Source organism: Blautia sp. AM23-13AC (assembly GCF_003435675.1).
GTDB lineage: Bacteria > Bacillota > Clostridia > Lachnospirales > Lachnospiraceae > Fusicatenibacter > Fusicatenibacter saccharivorans.
On the sequence record NZ_QTUL01000009.1, the window covers coordinates 64,095 to 81,484 of the forward strand.

Genomic DNA, 17,390 nt, shown 5'->3' on the forward strand with positions numbered 1-17,390 from the left:
CGCCGGATTTGCTCTGTTCATTCAACTTTTTTTGCCCAACGGATCCATTATAGCATTTTCCGTACTTTCTGACAAGGAATTCTCTCGAATCCCAATCATCTCCTGTGTGGTCTACTCGATCACTGCCCGGCTTCCTACACCATCCCGGCTTCGATTTTTCGTCACAATGATTTTTTTCTCAATCCGCTCTTTTAACTTGGGCACATGAGAAATAATTCCGACCAGACAGTTTCCATCCGCCAGACCTTCCAGTGCTTTCACCGCCTGATTCAGGGACTCTTCATCGAGAGAACCAAAACCTTCGTCCACAAACATGGAATCTAACCGGATTCCTCCTGCATACGACTGAATTTCATCTGACAGGCCAAGTGCCAGCGAAAGCGATGCCTGAAACGATTCGCCGCCGGAGAGCGTGCGGACACTCCGCTCCGTTCCGTTATAATGGTCAATCACATTCAGTTCCAATCCGGCTTTTTCTTTCTTATTCGTGCCGTCTTCCTGCCGTTTCAGCTCATACTGTCCCTGGCTCATCGTCAGGAAACGCACATTGGCTTTTCGCAGAATCCGGTCAAAATACGCCATCTGCACATACGTTTCCAGTTCAATCTTTTGCTTTCCGCTCACATTTCCACATGCGGTATCCGCAAGCGCATTGACCCATTTGTACTCTTCTTCCACGGTCTGCATCTGACTTTGCTGATTCCGAATGGCATCATATGTGTTCTGATTCGTATTTGCCGCGTGATACTGCTCGTTATAACGCTGATCCAGAACCTGTTTCTGTTCGGAAAGTCCCCTTAAATCTTCCTGTAATTCTATTTCTGACGGGAGCGGCTGTTCCTGTGAATCCGCTGTTTCTAACGCCTGAATCGCCGTAAGCGCCGCCTGTACTTCCGTCAGTTTTTTCTGTATGGCATCCAGTTCCTCTTTTGCTGTTTTCTGTGCTTCTTCCAGCCGTTCTTTCTGTGCTTCCCAGGCTGCAATATGTTCCAGAAGTTCTGTTTCTTCTTTTCCCGCAAGCTGCGCCTCTTTTTCCCGGATCTTTTCCAGCAGTGCTTTTCTTTCAGCCTTTTGTTCCGTTTCCCGCAGCTCTTTTTTGCGAATTTCCTGTTCTCTTTGCTCCGTTTTCTGTGTTTCTTCCTGGATTTCCTGTCGGATCTTTTTCAGTTCCTCCTGTTCTGCAAGAATACATTGTTTCTGTTCTGTCAGTTCTTTTCGCTTTTGTTTCAGCCAGTGCTGTTCCCATACAGACCGAATCCACAGTTCTCTTTCCGCATCTGCAAGTTTTTCTGCGATTTCCGATCCCGTAAATTCATTTATCTGTTTTTTCACCGTTTCTGCACTTACCAGATCCTTCAGCTGCTCCTTCCCATCTCCAGGCCTGCCTTCGGATTTCGCTCCTGTTTTCTGCTGATCCTGTTCTGCCCAGATCGCTCTCTGCTCTTCCAGATTTTCCAGCAGTTTCTCTTCTTGTTCCTTCCATCTCTTCCGATCGCTTTGCAGTACTTCAAGACGGCTCCGCACCTTCTGCAGCCGCTCATGATCCTCTTTCCGCTCAGCTTCCGCTTTTTTCTGCCGTGCGATACATTCTGCACGGCGGCTCACCTTTGCCCGCGTGGCAGCAATCTCTCCCTCACACTGTTTCTGTCTGTTTTTCCGGAAGGAAATCACCTGGGCAATCTGATCAGCCAGGGAGTTTCTGTCCTCGCTCTCCCCCGGACCCTTTCTTTGCGCAGGATTCTTTTTCTCCATAAAAGCAGTCGTTTTTTGCGCCTCCGCAATTTCTTTTTCCAACTGTTCTTCCAGTGCTCTTTTGGTTCCTTCTGCCCGGCCAAGCTGTGTCTGTTCCGCTGCAATGGTCTTTTTTATGCTTTCCAGTCTTTTCTGCCGTTCTGTCTGTCTTTTTTCCAGTTCCGCATATTCCATCTGACGTACTTTCTGTGTTTCTTCTTCCTTCCGAAGCTGCTCTGCCTTCTCGACCGCTTCCTGTTGAAATAAAACATCCGGCATCTGTGAAAGTCGCTTCTGTTCGTGTTCTTTCTGACTCTCGGGCAGTTCTCTTAACAGCCATTCCGTTAGCTGTGCACGTTTTTCCTTTACCTGTCTGCGGCAGCTGCCCGCAGCCTCGCTTTGTCCCGCAGCTGCTTCCTCCTGCATCCGAAGTTCTTCTTTCTTGTGATCCAGCGTTTCTTTATCTGGCGTATGTTCTGCTCGTCTGGCAGGCTGCGGATGATGAATAGCGCCGCAGACCGGGCATGGTTCTCCCTCTGTCAGTTTTTCTGCCAGAATTCCCGCCTGTGCATCCAGAAATAAAGATTCCATCGCCTGATATGTTTCCCGTAAAGCATCTCTCTTTTTGATTTCACGCTGGTATGCACCTTGCTTTTCTTCCAGTTCTTTGCGTCCCTGCTCCCAGCTTTCCAGCAGATTTTCCAGCGTTTCCAGCTTCTGGTGGTATTTTTCCTGCAGCAGCGCGGCTCCGTCTCTTTCGGCCAGATGTTCTGCCGTTGTCGCGATATCCGCCTGTAAGTTCTCTTCTTCCTTTCGCAGTTGTGTCACCTGCGCGGCAATCTGCGTCCTTTCAGCCGTCGTTCTCTCCAGCTGTTTTTTCGTTTCTTCTAAAGTGTGGATTTTCTGTTCCAGATTTTTCTTTTCATCCAGCAGTTTTTCGCAGACCTGATCCTGCCCGGCCAGCCTTTCTGCCTCTTCGGCTGCCCTGGCCGCTGTCTCCTCTGTTTCTTTTATTTTTTTACAAAGAACGCTTTCCTCTTCTTTGTTTGCCGTTTCCTCTTTGACTGCGCCTGCAATTGTCTCGCAGTATGCTTCCATCTGCTGTATCTGCTCTGCGGCATACGCTTCTTTTTGTTCCGTCCGTGCAAGTTTCACCTCCGCATCAGAGAGACGTTCTTCCCGTGCTTTCTTCTGTTCCAGGACTTTTTTTGCACGCTCCTGCTCTGTCTGAAGCTGTTCTTTTGCTTCTGTTGCTGCCTGCAGTTCCTTTTGCAGCTGTGTCATTGCACTTTGCTCCTGCTGCACTTTTCGCAGCAGTTCCAGACACACTTTTTCTTCCCGAATCTGCTCTTCCAACTGCTTACAAATCTCTGCCTCTTTCTCTGCCTGCTCACTTCTCTTTTTCTTTTCTTCTTCCTTCGGAAGCAGAGTCTCCCATTCTTTTTCTTTCTGCTCTTTCTCTTTTTGTCTCGTCTGTCGCTCTTTTATTTTTCCCAAAAGCTGGTTTTTCTTTTCGATCTCTTCATTTAGCGTACTCTGCTCGTCTTGCAGCGCCTTTAATTTCTCATCGTCCCATTCGATGCAGCGTGCAAGCAGTTCCATACCGCGCATAACCTGGCCGTCGAATTTATTTTTCTTCAGCCGGTCAAACTCTGTTTTCCATTCTGCCTCTTCCGGGCAGACAACATTTTCCAGATACTGGCTGATGCTGCGTTTCTTTTCATCGTATATTTTCCAGCACTCCTTTGCTGCTTCCCGCAGACGCTTCTGCAGCTCCTGATAAATCTCTGTGTGAAACATTTTCCGGAAAATTTCACTCCGATCCGCTGTTCCTGTCAGCAGAAGCTTCTGGAAATCTCCCTGCGCAATCATCGCAATCTGTCGGAACTGACGCTGATCCAGCCCGAGAAGTTCTGTCACTTTCTTTGTCACTTCCGAAGTTTTCGTAACCGGCTGCCGCTCATCCGGAAAAATCAGTTCTGCATTCGCTTTCTCCATCGTCATGCCCTGTCCGCGGTCCTTCGGGCGCAGATATTCCGGGTTTCTCTTTACCGTATAGTCCTTTCCCTGATACGTAAACGTAAGCTCTACGAAGGTACGCACCTCCGGTTTTGCATACTTACTGCGGAACATTTCGCCTTTCCGGATTTCACCGCTCGCTTCCCCGTAAAGCGCAAACGTGATGGCATCAAAAATCGTTGTTTTTCCAGCGCCGGTGTCCCCCGTAATCAGATACAGACCGCCGCCCAGCCGGTCAAAATCAAGTTCTATCCGGTCCGCATACGGTCCGAATGCACTGATGACTAATTTCTTTGGTTTCATGCCTTCATCCCCCGTAACAATTCTTCCACCAGCGCTTTCTGCTGTGCGGTCATGCTCTGATTATTCTGTAATTCATAAAATTCCCGGAACAGTTCCAGTTCTGATTTTTCCTCCACTCGTTCCGCCGTGCCAATGTCTGCAGCAGACCGGGTTCTTTTGTTATCGTACTCCAGGCGCATCAGGTTCGGATAGATCGTTCGGAGTTTTGCCATTCCATCCGGCACATCTTCTTCATCCGTCAACGTCACCAGAAGGTAATCCTCGCAGTCGCTGTTCTCATAAAATCTTTTTGCCGTGACTTCCAGATACGTCCCCCGGATTTTCCTGAGATCGTGCAAGGGCTTTAATGGAATTGTTCTAAGCTCCACCGTTCCTTTTTCTTTTAATTCGATCACCGTAATCGTTTTTTCCTGTCCTGCTTCCGAAAAAGAATATTTCAGCGGCGAACCGCAATAGCGAACCGTGTCTCTTTCCACCTTCTGTGGGCTGTGGATGTGCCCCAGTGCAGCATAATCAAACTTTTCAAACAATTCTGCCGGAATCTGATCCAAGTCGCCAACCTGCAGTTCTTCTGCATCACATCGTTTTGCCCCGGTTACGAACTGATGGGCCAGAATCACATTTCGATCCTGTTCATCAACCAGATCCTGTTCCAGTGCAATCCGAACTGCATCCGCTGTACACATTACTTCTTCCGCACGCTCCGGCAGGGCATGACGCACCACCGCAGGCCGTAAAAACGGAAGCAGATGAATCCACACCGTGCCATACGCATCCTGCAGCGGAATTTTCTCTATCGTTCCATTGTATACCTTTGAAAAATATATCCCGCTTTTTCCCATCAGGCTGGATCCAAATGCCAGACGCTCGGCGGAATCATGGTTTCCACTGATAATAAAAGTGAGAATCCGATTGGTGGAAAGCTCTGTCAGAAACGCGTCAAAAACCTGAACCGCTTCTGCACTTGGAATCGTACTGTCGTAAATATCTCCGGAAAGCAGTACGCCATCTGGTCTCTCTCTTTTTGCAGCATGCAGAATCTGCGACAAAATGTACTTCTGATCCTCGATCATCGAAAATTCATTGACTCGCTTTCCGATGTGGAGATCGGATAAGTGGAATAATTTCATAAGCGCCTCCCTGTCATTTTCCATGGTATTGTAATCTGCCGGGCCCGCCACTGGCAGCCCCCTCCGAACGTAAAACAACAAAAGCCCCTGCTTTCGCAGGAGCTCTCTCTTTCGTAGCGAGAGGGGGATTCGAACCCTCGACACCGCGGGTATGAACCGCGTGCTCTAGCCAACTGAGCTATCTCGCCATACTATATTTTTAGAAGTATGGGGCCTACAGGGCTCGAACCTGTGACCCTCTGCTTGTAAGGCAGATGCTCTCCCAGCTGAGCTAAGACCCCATATCTGTTTTCTAGCAGTTCTTACGTCCTGCTGACAATATGTATATTAGCACGCTTTGTTCTGTTTGTCAACGATATTTTTTGAAATTTTTCAAATTTTTTCTTTTGTTTCTACAATACCAGCGATTTCATGTCCTTCCGGCATACGCTGTCTTTAACTATCCAAAGTTATTTTTTCTATGCATCTTTCCGCTTTCTCATCTCTTCCAGTTTCTGGTTCATGCTTTCCGCCACCATATGGTCATTTACATATACGATCAGATTCACCGTAACATAAACTCCAATAACCAAAACCTCCATCAGCACGACCATTTTAGCTTTGCTGAAGTAAAACCATCCGAACGCTCTGCCAAGTCCCAGGGCAGCACAATTGACATAGATAAAATAGATGATCTGCCGTGCAATCATGCCCTGTTTGGATACTTCTTTTCCTTCCTCATCCGGGTACATCAGAATCGGGATGGAGCATACAGCGGAAACCAGAAGAATCTGCCAGAGAATCATGACACTGATCTGGGCATCCAGACCGCACATCACAGTAATATAGATCGCGGACGCAAGCAGAACGCACACGGTAATTTTCGAAAAAATATTTGCAAGAATTTTTATTTTATTCATCATTGTTTTCGCCTCCCTACAATCCCAGTCGTTCTTTCAGAACCGGCACATACTGCCGGGAAATAACCACTTTTTCCTCATTTTCGAGTAACGCTTCAAATCTGCCGCCAAAAGCAGGCGACAAATGCCGGATTTTGTCCAGATTTAGAATCATGGATTTGGAGGCCCGCATAAATGGAAAAGACACCAGCTGTTCTTCTAACTGATACAGTTTTTCTTTAACTTCATAAACATTCTTTTGTCCATAGGCAAAAACCTTATTGTCCGTTGCCTCAAAATAAAAAATATCCGGAAGTGCCAGAAGAGTAATTCCTTTTGCATCGTATCCCGTAATTTTCCGATCCCCGTTTTTCAGTTTGCAGATCAGATGGTTGATGTCCTCCGTCAGCACACGGCATTTGATGATGATTTCTTCCTCTTCGTCCGGAAATGGATTGATGATCGTTATCTTCACATTAGTCCCCTCTTTTCTTTTCCCTATCCTCTTTTATATCGGATTTTCTTGGAGATGTCTATCCCTTGTATGGTATGCTGTATAAAAATTTTCGAATCAGTTTCAACTTTTTTGCTGTATACGGCTGATAGCGGATCGGAAAATCCATCCATGTCTTTTTATCCACGATGCTGCGCTTATGTGTGAATTCCGCAAATCCGGCCTCACCGTGATAGCCGCCCATACCGCTTTCTCCTACACCGCCAAACGGCATCTCACTGGTAGCAAGATGAATCAGTGTGTCGTTGATGCAGCCACCGCCAAACCGGCACATCTCCAGAACCGTTTTCTTCACCTTTTTGTTTTCCGTAAAGCAGTACAGGGCAAGCGGTTTGGGGCGTTGATTGATCCAGGAGAGTGCATCCTCAAGTTTTTCATACGTCAATACTGGCAGGATGGGACCAAAAATCTCCTCCTGCATGACCGCATCTTCCCATTCTACGTGATCCAACACAGTAGGTTCGATCCGCAGATCTTTCCTGTCAAAATTTCCACCACAGACCACTTTATCCTGATCTATCAGACCAAGCAGACGGTCAAAATGCTTTTCGTTAATGATCTTTCCATACTCTGAATTGAAAAGTGGATCTCCAAACTGTTTCCTGATTTCCTGCCGGAGCGCTTCCACGAGTTCGTCATGCACCGATGCATCACAGAGAATATAGTCGGGAGCCACACAGGTCTGTCCGCAGTTGATAAACTTTCCAAAGACAATTCGTCTTGCCGCAAGCCGGATCTTACTGCTTTTTTCTACAATGCATGGGCTTTTTCCGCCAAGTTCCAGTGTCACGGGCGTCAGATGTCTTGCAGCACTTTCCATGACCTGCTTTCCGACCGCTGCACTTCCTGTGAAAAAAATCTTATCAAATTTTTCCTGTAAAAGTGCCTGATTTTCCTCCCGTCCGCCTAAAACAACGGCAACATATTCCGGTGGAAAACATTCTTCTAACAGATCTTTCAGGGCATTTGCACTGACCGGTGCATAAGCACTTGGCTTTACCACCGCAGTATTTCCTGCCGCAATGGCATCTACCAGCGGTTCTAACGTCAGCAGAACAGGGTAATTCCACGGGCTCATAATCAGCACATTGCCATAAGGAGAAGGGCTTTGATAACTTTTTGCAGCGAACTGCGCCAGCGGTGTTCTGACATGTTTTGTTCTGCAAAGCCGCCCTAAGTGCTGCTTCATCCAGCGGATTTCCCCCTGCACCAGTCCAATCTCACACATCACACTCTCCGTCTTGCTCTTTCCAAGATCCGTATGCAGCGCTTTGCAGAGGATCTGCTCCTGTTTTTGCAAGGCCTTTTCCAATCTGCTCAAAGCCTCCATCCGCACCTTCACAGGCAATGTGGCTCCAGATGCAAAATACTCTCTTTGCTGTTCCATAAGTGTTTCGAGCATTAATTTTTCCATTCCATTCTCCTTTTCTCAAAGCGGCAGAAATGATTTTGGGGCACGCTCTGGTACATTCCATCGCTATTCGATAGCATATCATATATTCTTATCCGAAAACAGCATTTATCCCAAAGAAATAAGAAAAGCCGCCAACTCTGAATTATTTTTCTTCAGAATTGGCAGCTCTCTATTTGTTACTGACAAGCGGATATTCGCAATCCACTCTCCTGCTTACTTCCCTAAAATGTAAACTTAAATTCGTGTCTGACAATTTTTTAACTTTCATAATTTTTCAAAGCTAATTTTACCAGATATTCCGTAGTGCCTTCCTCATACTTTTTCTTCCCCGTCAGACAAAATCCATGTCTTTTATAGAAAGAAATCGCTCCTATATTCTTTTCCAGTGCCCATACATACGCCGCATCCTTATCTTCCATCGCAAATTGAATGAGCGCATGACCGATTCCTGCTTTTTGAAAAAATGGATCCACATACAGTTTTACGATTTCTTTTTCCTCAATCTGGATAAAACCTTTGATGAGTCCGTCATCAAAGACATACGTATGAGACAGTACCTCTTCTTTTCCAAAGTAATGATTGATCGCAGAAACCACCTGCAATTCGCTGAAAGAATATTCCGGATCCTGAAAAATCGGAAAATAGTGGATTCTGTTGTTAAGAACAAATATTTCAGCGATTCTTGATAAATCATTGCTTTTGGCCCTGCGGATCGTCACTTCGTTGCTTTTTTCTTCCGCATTCACAAATTTTTTTCCTAATATTTGCGAAAGTTCTATCTCTCCATCCTCTTCCACCCCAGTTTCCACAAACCCGGCTCTATGATAAAGCTTTAATGCAATCTGGTTCTCCTGCTTGCAGGTGAGTGTCACTCTGTCAGAATCACCAAACGGTTTTGTTTCAATGTAATCGATCACCTGAGTAAGAGCAGCACTTCCATATCCTTTTCCCTGCGAGGAAGCATCGATCATCATATGCCAGATATCATATTCCGGGATATCATAATCGTAGACGACCATCACATAACCGACCATTTTATCCTCATTATAAATTCCAAATGGCTGACACTGATCCCGGTAAACGTATGCCTGTGCCAGACTTCGGACGGGATGGGAAACATATGATTCCTGCCCTTTGGCCAGGCGCAGGTTGAATGCATCCAGGAAATTGTCCTCTGTGATTTTTTTCAAATGTACCATAAATCCTCTCATCTCCTTCTGTTCCTGTGTTCCGCAATTCTGCGATTATTTCCCATCTTTCTCCGGAAGAGCTGTCATGCACAAAAAAATAATTCCAAATACCACAACACATCCAACCATAAGCATCACCATCTGATTTACACTTACTACAGACCCCTGGAACTTCGGGTTACAATCCAGTGTATCACGAATCGCAGTAATCATTTCTTCTGGCAGCTGATTGTTCTCCATCTCTTCGAAGATTCCACGGAGCATATGATTTTTCAACAGAGAAGTTCCGTAGGTACTTGGCAGATACGACAGTACTTTCTGCAGGCCGCTGCCGAAATTTGAAATCGGCATGTAAGCTCCGCATAAAAATCCATACCCGGCACTTACGATCGTTCCCACTGCGGATAACTGACCCTGGGTTGTCAGTGGAAAACTGACGATGCTTGACAACGTGCTTCCAAAGAGTACCAGTAAAATTTCATCGAGAAGAACCCAGAATACATCTACAGCGCTCATATACCAGCCCATTTTGTACATATAGCCAAGGCATAATACAAGCGCAAGCCCATTCACCAGCAGGGAATTGACTACAGTAGATAAAAAATACCCAAGATAAAGCTGTGCTTTGCTGATTGGCGATACATTAAAATCTTTCCTTGTTCCGTTTGCCCGGTCCTGTACCATCGTAAGATTCACGCAGAATGTCACAGTCACACAGCTGACTGCCAGAAGAGCCGCGGCAAGCTGTGCGGCCACCGTTCCATCGACCAGTTTGTCTGAGATTGTAATCATGTCCGGGATCGCGGACACAAAGGAATCTCTGTATACGTTTGCCAGAAATGTAGCATACAGCAAAATCAGAATTCCCGGAGTAATTAAAGCCGAAAAAAACATTCCTCTGTCTTTAAAAAACAATTTTCTGTTTCGACTTATAAGTGCAAATACTGCCTTCATCTGTGCTCACCTCCCAATGTTTTTCCGGTTACAGCAAGAAATACATCATCCATTCTGCCCTTTACCACTTCATAATCACGGAATATTTCCTGATGTTCCACGATCAGCCGGGTAGCCTCTGCGGTATTTTTTACTTTTAACTGATAGCCATCCCGGATCTTTTTATACTCTCTGCCCAGTGTTTTGATTTCTTCTCCTGTCACACCATAAACAGACATAGTGTCCTGCACATACTCATTTTTCAGCTCAAAAGGAGTTCCTTCTGCCACGATGCTTCCTTTATCCAGAATCACCACATAACCGGCATTTGCAGCTTCTTCCATGTAGTGCGTAGTCAGAAAAACTGTCAGCTTTTCTTCCACTCGAAGTTTTTCAATGATATCCCAGATCAAAAGCCGCGTCTGTGGGTCAAGTCCTGTCGTTGGTTCATCTAAAATCAGAAGTTCGGGCCGATGCAGCAAGGCTCTTGCAATATCAATTCTTCTTCTCTGTCCGCCGGACAGTTTTCCGACCGGCCGGTTCAGATAATCTCCGAAATCAAAAATCTCCACCAGTTCCCGCAATCTTTTTTCAAACGCTTTTCCTGTTATTCCATAAAGCGCTGCTCTGTTTTTCAGATTTTCCCTGACGGTAAGTGGCTTGTCCAGCACACTGTCCTGAAATACCACGCCAAGCATTGTTCCAACTTTCCTTCCGATCTTATCCAGATCTGTGCCCTGGATCTGAACCGTTCCGCTGTCTTTGCGAAGCTGCCCGCAGATGATCGAAATCGTTGTGCTCTTCCCTGCCCCGTTTACACCAAGGAATGCAAAGAACTCTCCTTTTTTCACCTGAAAACTCAGATCATTGACTGCTTTTACATCACCAAAGCTTTTCTTTAAATGAGTGATTTTAATCATATCTGTTTCCATTACGCCTGCCCTCTCCTTTGATTTCTTTGCTGTTCCACATAAAAAATATCAGACAATTTCAATTGATACAAAACGTGATTTTTATATCCACATACCGATGTTTGTCCAAATACAGCTTCCCGAACATTCTGCACCCAGGATGCTTCCCTGTTGTGGCAATATACCATAACATGTTCTTCCTGCTTTGGATCAATCTGTTCCACCTCACATTTCATCCATCTCACCCCCAGTTATTCCTATTTCTTTTATATATGATTTTACAGCATTCGTCCAGTCTGCATGATGTGAAATGCAGAAATTCGCGGGTAAGATGCCAATTTCTGTTGTCTGCTCGTCTGGCGCATAGGAATTCATAAAAATAAGTGGAAAGCCATGTCAATGGACATGCAACTTTCCACTTATTCATTTTCATAAATTTTTTAATCACTTGAAACTCCACGTCATGAATTCCCGCTTATCTTAATACTTCATCTTTGATCTGTTGTCCTTCCATCTTTTCAACATTCCTCTTCTCAAAATGAGTTATGAATACGAAATCCTAAAATAGTCTAAATATTCCTTATACCGATCCTGCGCTGTCAGACAGGTATCCATCAGATAACCTTTTTCATTGTTCCATTCTTTCAGACCACGATAATAAAACATCTTCAGATCCTCTTCGATCATGAACGGAACGATATTGTACTTCAGGCATTCCTTGAACATAAGCAATCGGCCTACACATAATTTCTTCTCATCTTCAACAACTAATACTCTCAATTTATTTTTCTCCATTTTCTTAACAGGAATTTTACACCCTCTATTGTACAATGCAAACATCGAAAGGTCAATAAACGGACTTTGAACATTGAAAGGAGTATTTTAATGAAATCTGAAAAAGCAACACAGATTCTTTTACTTGCAGCCGGTCTGGTGTTTTTCCTTGTCGGGATCTTCCGCGGAGAAGCAGCGGTTGTTCTTAGCAAGGCAATAAAATTATGTATGGAGTGTGTAGGAATTGGATAAGAAAATGAAATCAAACAAAAACTTTCTGGCCCGCTTCCGCGGATGGATTCAGGCAGCTGCTACACTGCTGACCAACATTCACATCCCGAATCTGTTTAAAGGGAAAATTTATCAGGGAAATGTAAAAACGATGTGCGTCCCGGGACTAAACTGTTACTCTTGTCCTGCCGCCACAGGTGCCTGTCCGATTGGAGCTTTTCAAGCCGTGGTCGGTTCTTCAAAATTCAAATTTACCTACTACATCACCGGATTTTTCATCCTGTTAGGTGTTCTGTTAGGGCGGTTTATCTGTGGATTTCTCTGTCCGTTTGGATGGTTCCAGGATCTGCTGCATAAGATTCCGGGCAAGAAACTTTCCACCGCAAAACTGAAGCCTCTGCGGTATCTGAAATATGTGATTCTGGTCGTCTTTGTTATACTACTTCCGGCATTTGTAACCAATTCACTTGGTATGGGAGATCCTTTCTTCTGCAAATACATTTGCCCACAAGGCGTACTTGAAGGCGCAATTCCACTGTCACTTGCCAACTCAGGAATCCGTGCCGCACTCGGACATTTATTTACATTTAAGTTCACAGTCCTTGCGCTTTTCATCATCCTGAGCATCTTGTTTTACCGTCCATTTTGTAAATGGATCTGCCCGCTGGGTGCTATTTACTCACTGTTTAACAAGGTATCTTTTCTTAAGATTCAGGTTGATCATGAGAAATGTGTTGGCTGCCAGAAATGTAGTCGTGTCTGTAAGATGGATGTCAATGTAGTAGACACACCAAACCATCCGGAGTGTATCCGATGCGGAGAATGTATGAAAGCCTGCCCGACTGATGCAATCTGCTATCATTACGGATTTTCAACTAAGAAACAGGCTGAAAATAAAAACTAATAAAACGTAATTTAAAGGAGATTTAAAATCATGAAAAACAAAACACTTAGAACAAACTCAATGAAATTAAAAAAGGTAATTGCTGCATCCCTTGCCATTTCTGTACTTTTTGCGTTTACAGGCTGCGGAAATTCCTCCTCAACAGACAATACAAACACAAAACAGGAATCTTCTTCCACAACAGAAACGGGCAGCGCAGACGAGCTGAACAAAAAACGGGATGACCTTTACCAGCAGGAAAACCAGCTTTTTGCTGATCACAAAGATGCATGGGACAAAGCCTTTGGTCTTATGAACAAGAACGCTGCCGGTGATGACAAGAGCGGAAACTATGCTGATACCCTCGCAAGCACAGTGGAATCTAACAAAGACTCTTTCTCTAAAGAAGAATATGAAACTCTGTGCAAAGACATCGAGACAATCCGCGGAATTGAAGAAGAAATTGCCAAGCTTGAGAAAGAGATTGCTGCATCCGATTCCTCTGACAGCTCTTCCTCCAAATCAAACGAATCCACAGCTGTATTCAAAGGTTTCAAAGGAAAAGATCTGGATGGAAACGATGTAGATGACAGTCTTTTCGCTAAAAATAAAGTTACAGTTGTAAATTTCTGGTTCAGTGGATGCAAGCCATGTGTCGGAGAGCTCTCTAAGCTGAATGAATTAAATGAGAAACTCAAAGAAATGGGTGGCGAAGTTGTTGGTATCAACATGGATACTTTAGACAACAATGAAGCCGGAATCAAAGAGGCAAAAGAAATCCTGAAAGCTCAGGGCGCTTCCTACAAGAACCTGACTTTCGATTCTAATTCAACAGTTGGAAACTATGCTGGAAAAGGAAACATCATGGCATTTCCTACAACCGTTCTTGTAGATAAAGACGGAAATATCGTTGGGGAACCTTTCATGGGTGGCATTGACGATCAGTCAAACTACGATCAGCTGATGAAGCAGATTCAGTCCGTACTGGACCAGAAATAATTACATAAATATCCTAGTTAGGGGGCAGTTACTGTTTGCAGTAACTGCTCCCTAACATTCAGCAGAATTTCACTGCACTGCTCGATGCTCCTGAAATCAGTTCTGACTTACTTCCGGCAAAACGGGAACCTGTTTCAGTCACAAGAGATAAATAAGATTTCACTGAACATCTCACTTATTCTCTTCCAAATCTTCCCAAGGTTTCAGACCCATTTCCTCCCAGGTGACACCATACGGTGCACCTCCGGAGGTGTAACCGGCAATAAAGAAAAATCTGTCATCTTGCAAGATTTCTTCTTTAGCCAGATTATCACTTGTTTCTTTTTTCCGTCTTGCTCGCCTCTGCTGCTTCTTTTGTATCGCAACAGCTGCTTTTTCTTCTGGAGTTTTCTTATGTTTGCCATAAGTGTTTCCAGTGTAATTCCATTCTGAATGTCTCTCAGGATACGTTCTTCATAACTCTTTTGACGCTTTTCTACAATTTTATAACTTTCTTATAATATCTTTTATTTCACCAATTTATGAATTACTTTTATCAGTAATTCCACATCAACAGGCTTAGCAACATGTTCATCCATTCCTGCTTCTTTTGCTCTTATTCTGTCCTCCGTGAAGGCATTTGCTGTCATTGCAATGATCGGTACCTCCTTTGCTTCCTCTCTGTCCAGAGACCTGATCATCTTTGTGGCTTCATAACCATTCATTACCGGCATCATAATGTCCATAAGAATGACATCAAATTCACCGGGTTCACTTTTTCTGAACAGCTCAACCGCTTCCTGCCCATTCCACGCTTTAATCACGTCCGCGCCCTCATTCTGAAGCATAAATTCAGCGATTTCCATATTCAGCTCATTATCTTCCGCCAGAAGAATATGCAATCCCTTTATAGATTTTTCGGATACCTCCTTCTGTTCTTCACGTTTATCCGCATCCGGATCTATTTTAAATGGAACCCGGATCACAAATGTCGTCCCTACGCCTTTTTCACTTTCAAAAGTAATGGTTCCACCCATTTTCTCGACCAGCTTCCTTGCAATGGCCATTCCCAGTCCGGTTCCGACAAACTTTGTGCGGCTTCCTGTATGTTCCTGTGCAAATGGTTCAAAAATATGTTTCTGGAACTCCTCAGTCATTCCGATTCCTGTATCCCGGCAGATAAATTCCATTGTCGTCATTCCTGGCTGTTCGGATGGGATTTCCATGCAGCTAAGATAAATATGTCCATTTTCTCTGTTATATTTCACTGCATTGGACAGGATATTCATCATCACACGTTTTACATACCCCGGACTTCCAATAAGATCACGGTGTATGATTTCTTTTTTCTCCCATACAATCCGGATATTCTGTTCTGCAGCAATCTGTTCAATTACAACAAGCACTTCCTCAGAGATTTTGCTCAGATTAAATGGACTCTCTTCCAGAACAACTTCACCCGACTCCAGCTTACTCATGTCCAGAACATCATTTACCAGTTCCAGCAACAGATTGGATGCCGCTTTAACCTTTGTTCTGTATTCCTTCTGCTTCTCCATATCATCTGCATAATGGTCTGCCATATTGATCAAACCGTAGATTCCATTAATCGGAGTCCTGATATCGTGGCTCATACGATGAAGGAACTCTGTTTTTGCCTCATTGGCGGCTTCTGCCTTTTTTGCTGCTGTCAGAAGTTCTGCTTTATATTTTTCATCTTTTTCAAATTCTTGTTTCCGGTGCGCCAGATTGGTTCTGTATGTCCAGAACCAGAATATGCCGAACATCAGAAAATAAAGAAAAATAACACCTATAACACTTAATGGAAGATTACAAAACACTTCCGTATCCGGAAGATATGCGTAGATATAATAATCACGCTGTTTCAGCATGATTCCATAACATCCAATTCCTTCCTTCCTAAAATGATAGATATGCTGACTGTCTGTATGCTTTTTCATTGCCTGAACAACTTCGTTGTCGGCTGTATTCTGTCCCAACAGGCTCTCATTATTGCTGGCAACAACGATTCCGTCGTCTGCAACGATAATCGTTCCATCTTTCTGGATACTATAACCATTTAAAAGCCCCTGTATCGTCAGCGTATAGTTTCTGGCAAATTCAGGAGATGTGTAATAATAGATTGCAACGATACCCGGTGCATCTTTTCTGGCGCAGGCTGCAATGTCAATAAAGGATCCATCTTCCCTGGTAAACCGTTCCGAATAGCTTCTTTCTTCATATCCGGCAAAATCCATGATAATTTCTTTTTGCAGATACTCCGTAATCTCATTAGCCAGAGACTCATCCGTGCTGTATTCACAGTCCGTCTTTCCTTCTGCATCCAGTACAATGATACCATCCACCCATAGAGTCTGCAGGTTTTCCTTCAGGAAATCCCGGCTTAGCTGACCGCCGTTTTCTATTTCCATATCGATATTCGTACTCATCTGTCTGGCACTTTCAATCGCACGGAGAAGACTTTTGGATTCCGAAGATTCATTATAATGGGTGTAGGTGGAACACTGCACTTTGACATAATTTACAATCTCTACCATTCTTTTCTCTGCTTCCGCTTTCTCCGCATGAAAGAAATAAAACAGAGAAACTACAGCCACACAGATTCCAATCAGACCACCGATCAGCTGGATTCGTTTTTCTTTTTTCTTTCTCTTAATATCCAAGATCATCCACCTCCAGATACTTCTGGGGATCATCCAGATATTTTTCAATAATTTTCAGGGATGTGCCATCCTGGCGCATTTCTTCCAGTGTCTGATCCATCTGCTCACAGATTCCCCTGTCATCCTCTTTTGCAAAAGCAACTCCTATCCCCACAACCATCAAAGGTTCTTCAAGGATGCGGAAGCTTGTATCATAATCCTTCATATACTGGACAATAGATTCCTCATGTGCGGCGACTGCATCTACATATCCTTTCCCAAGAAATGTATAGATCAGCTCCCTGTGTCCCAGACTGATCAGATTGCCCAGCTTGGGGATTCTCTGATCCGTCCGGTTCAGAAAGATGCCTTCCGGTTTGGTTGTGGACTGAACAGCCAAGTTCTTACCCTCCAGATCACTCAGTTTATAGATATCACTATTCTCATTTACAGCAACCACCTGACGGCTTGCTATATATGGTCCCGCCCAGCGGTAATCGTCAAGGCGTCCTTCCATGGAAAAGCAGCCCATGATACAGTCAATCTCTCCGCTCTCCACCAGTTCTTTTTTCTTCTCCCAGTTGATCTGGACAACCTCCACCTGATATCCCATTCTTTTGAAAGCTTCCGCAGCCAGTTCTACATCGATTCCCGTCGGTACACCATCCTCATTCAGATAATTGTATGGTGGATAGCTGTCGCTGCCGAGGGTAATAACAGGCTTTTCGGTTTTTTCTTTCGTGTTATCTGTGTTTTTACACCCCGCCAGGGTGACTGCTAAAATCCCTGCAAGCAGAATGCCTGCAATCACTCTTTTTCCTTTCATTTTCTATCTATC

14 protein-coding genes, 2 tRNA genes and 1 pseudogene are annotated in these 17,390 nt (G+C 44.4%); 3 read left to right on the forward strand and 14 right to left on the reverse strand.

Going from position 1 to position 17,390, the window contains the following annotated elements:
• Positions 1-111: 111 nt before the first annotated feature.
• From DW642_RS10985 to DW642_RS11045, 12 genes and pseudogenes are all read right to left on the reverse strand, one after another.
• Entirely contained in the window at positions 112-4,053 is a 3,942-nt protein-coding gene (locus tag DW642_RS10985) for an AAA family ATPase (RefSeq protein ID WP_117510198.1), read from the reverse strand.
• Positions 4,050-5,183, reverse strand: coding sequence for an exonuclease SbcCD subunit D (locus DW642_RS10990; RefSeq protein ID WP_117510232.1), 1,134 nt, complete (start codon positions 5,181-5,183; stop codon positions 4,050-4,052). The genes DW642_RS10985 and DW642_RS10990 overlap by 4 nt, the downstream gene beginning before the upstream one ends.
• 114 nt (positions 5,184-5,297) lie before the next feature.
• Positions 5,298-5,371: transfer RNA gene (locus DW642_RS10995), tRNA-Met, on the reverse strand.
• A 20-nt stretch (positions 5,372-5,391) separates the two neighbouring features.
• Positions 5,392-5,464: transfer RNA gene (locus DW642_RS11000), tRNA-Val, on the reverse strand.
• Between the two features lie 177 nt (positions 5,465-5,641).
• Complete coding sequence (locus DW642_RS11005; protein WP_117510199.1) at positions 5,642-6,085, reverse strand: DUF3021 family protein; 444 nt, start codon at positions 6,083-6,085, stop codon at positions 5,642-5,644.
• A 13-nt stretch (positions 6,086-6,098) separates the two neighbouring features.
• The gene (locus DW642_RS11010; protein WP_055228234.1) at positions 6,099-6,536 is read right to left on the reverse strand and encodes a LytTR family DNA-binding domain-containing protein; all 438 of its coding nucleotides are present in this window, start codon (positions 6,534-6,536) and stop codon (positions 6,099-6,101) included.
• Between the two features lie 58 nt (positions 6,537-6,594).
• Positions 6,595-7,989 carry an aldehyde dehydrogenase gene (locus tag DW642_RS11015; protein ID WP_117510200.1) on the reverse strand — a complete coding sequence of 465 codons (1,395 nt, stop codon included), beginning with the start codon at positions 7,987-7,989 and terminating at the stop codon, positions 6,595-6,597.
• Positions 7,990-8,246: 257 nt separating this feature from the next.
• The gene (locus DW642_RS16285) at positions 8,247-9,188 is read right to left on the reverse strand and encodes a GNAT family N-acetyltransferase (RefSeq protein WP_242991175.1); all 942 of its coding nucleotides are present in this window, start codon (positions 9,186-9,188) and stop codon (positions 8,247-8,249) included.
• Positions 9,189-9,233: 45 nt separating this feature from the next.
• Positions 9,234-10,133, reverse strand: coding sequence for an ABC transporter permease (locus DW642_RS11030; RefSeq protein WP_117510201.1), 900 nt, complete (start codon positions 10,131-10,133; stop codon positions 9,234-9,236).
• The gene (locus DW642_RS11035; RefSeq protein ID WP_117510202.1) at positions 10,130-11,044 is read right to left on the reverse strand and encodes an ABC transporter ATP-binding protein; all 915 of its coding nucleotides are present in this window, start codon (positions 11,042-11,044) and stop codon (positions 10,130-10,132) included. The genes DW642_RS11030 and DW642_RS11035 overlap by 4 nt, the downstream gene beginning before the upstream one ends.
• Entirely contained in the window at positions 11,044-11,247 is a 204-nt protein-coding gene (locus tag DW642_RS11040) for a hypothetical protein (RefSeq protein ID WP_147326118.1), read from the reverse strand. The genes DW642_RS11035 and DW642_RS11040 overlap by 1 nt, the downstream gene beginning before the upstream one ends.
• 319 nt (positions 11,248-11,566) lie before the next feature.
• Positions 11,567-11,764: pseudogene (locus tag DW642_RS11045) on the reverse strand (cell filamentation protein Fic); the annotation flags it as partial.
• A 144-nt stretch (positions 11,765-11,908) separates the two neighbouring features.
• Between DW642_RS11045 and DW642_RS11050 the strand changes: the two are divergent.
• Genes DW642_RS11050 through DW642_RS11060 form a run of 3 tightly spaced genes read left to right on the forward strand, consistent with a single transcriptional unit; the run spans position 11,909 to position 13,910 of the window.
• Positions 11,909-12,049, forward strand: coding sequence for a CD1871A family CXXC motif-containing protein (locus tag DW642_RS11050; protein ID WP_020435933.1), 141 nt, complete (start codon positions 11,909-11,911; stop codon positions 12,047-12,049).
• Positions 12,042-12,932 carry a 4Fe-4S binding protein gene (locus DW642_RS11055; protein WP_117510203.1) on the forward strand — a complete coding sequence of 297 codons (891 nt, stop codon included), beginning with the start codon at positions 12,042-12,044 and terminating at the stop codon, positions 12,930-12,932. The genes DW642_RS11050 and DW642_RS11055 overlap by 8 nt, the downstream gene beginning before the upstream one ends.
• A gap of 30 nt (positions 12,933-12,962) precedes the next feature.
• Complete coding sequence (locus DW642_RS11060) at positions 12,963-13,910, forward strand: TlpA disulfide reductase family protein (protein ID WP_117510204.1); 948 nt, start codon at positions 12,963-12,965, stop codon at positions 13,908-13,910.
• A 506-nt stretch (positions 13,911-14,416) separates the two neighbouring features.
• On the opposite strand, the gene DW642_RS11070 is transcribed toward DW642_RS11060, so the two are convergent.
• Both DW642_RS11070 and DW642_RS11075 read right to left on the reverse strand, forming a co-directional pair.
• Positions 14,417-16,579 (reverse strand): ATP-binding protein, encoded by a 2,163-nt coding sequence (locus tag DW642_RS11070; protein WP_117510206.1) that lies wholly within the window; start codon positions 16,577-16,579, stop codon positions 14,417-14,419.
• Complete coding sequence (locus DW642_RS11075; RefSeq protein ID WP_117510207.1) at positions 16,563-17,378, reverse strand: substrate-binding periplasmic protein; 816 nt, start codon at positions 17,376-17,378, stop codon at positions 16,563-16,565. The genes DW642_RS11070 and DW642_RS11075 overlap by 17 nt, the downstream gene beginning before the upstream one ends.
• Between the last annotated feature and the right edge of the window lie 12 nt (positions 17,379-17,390).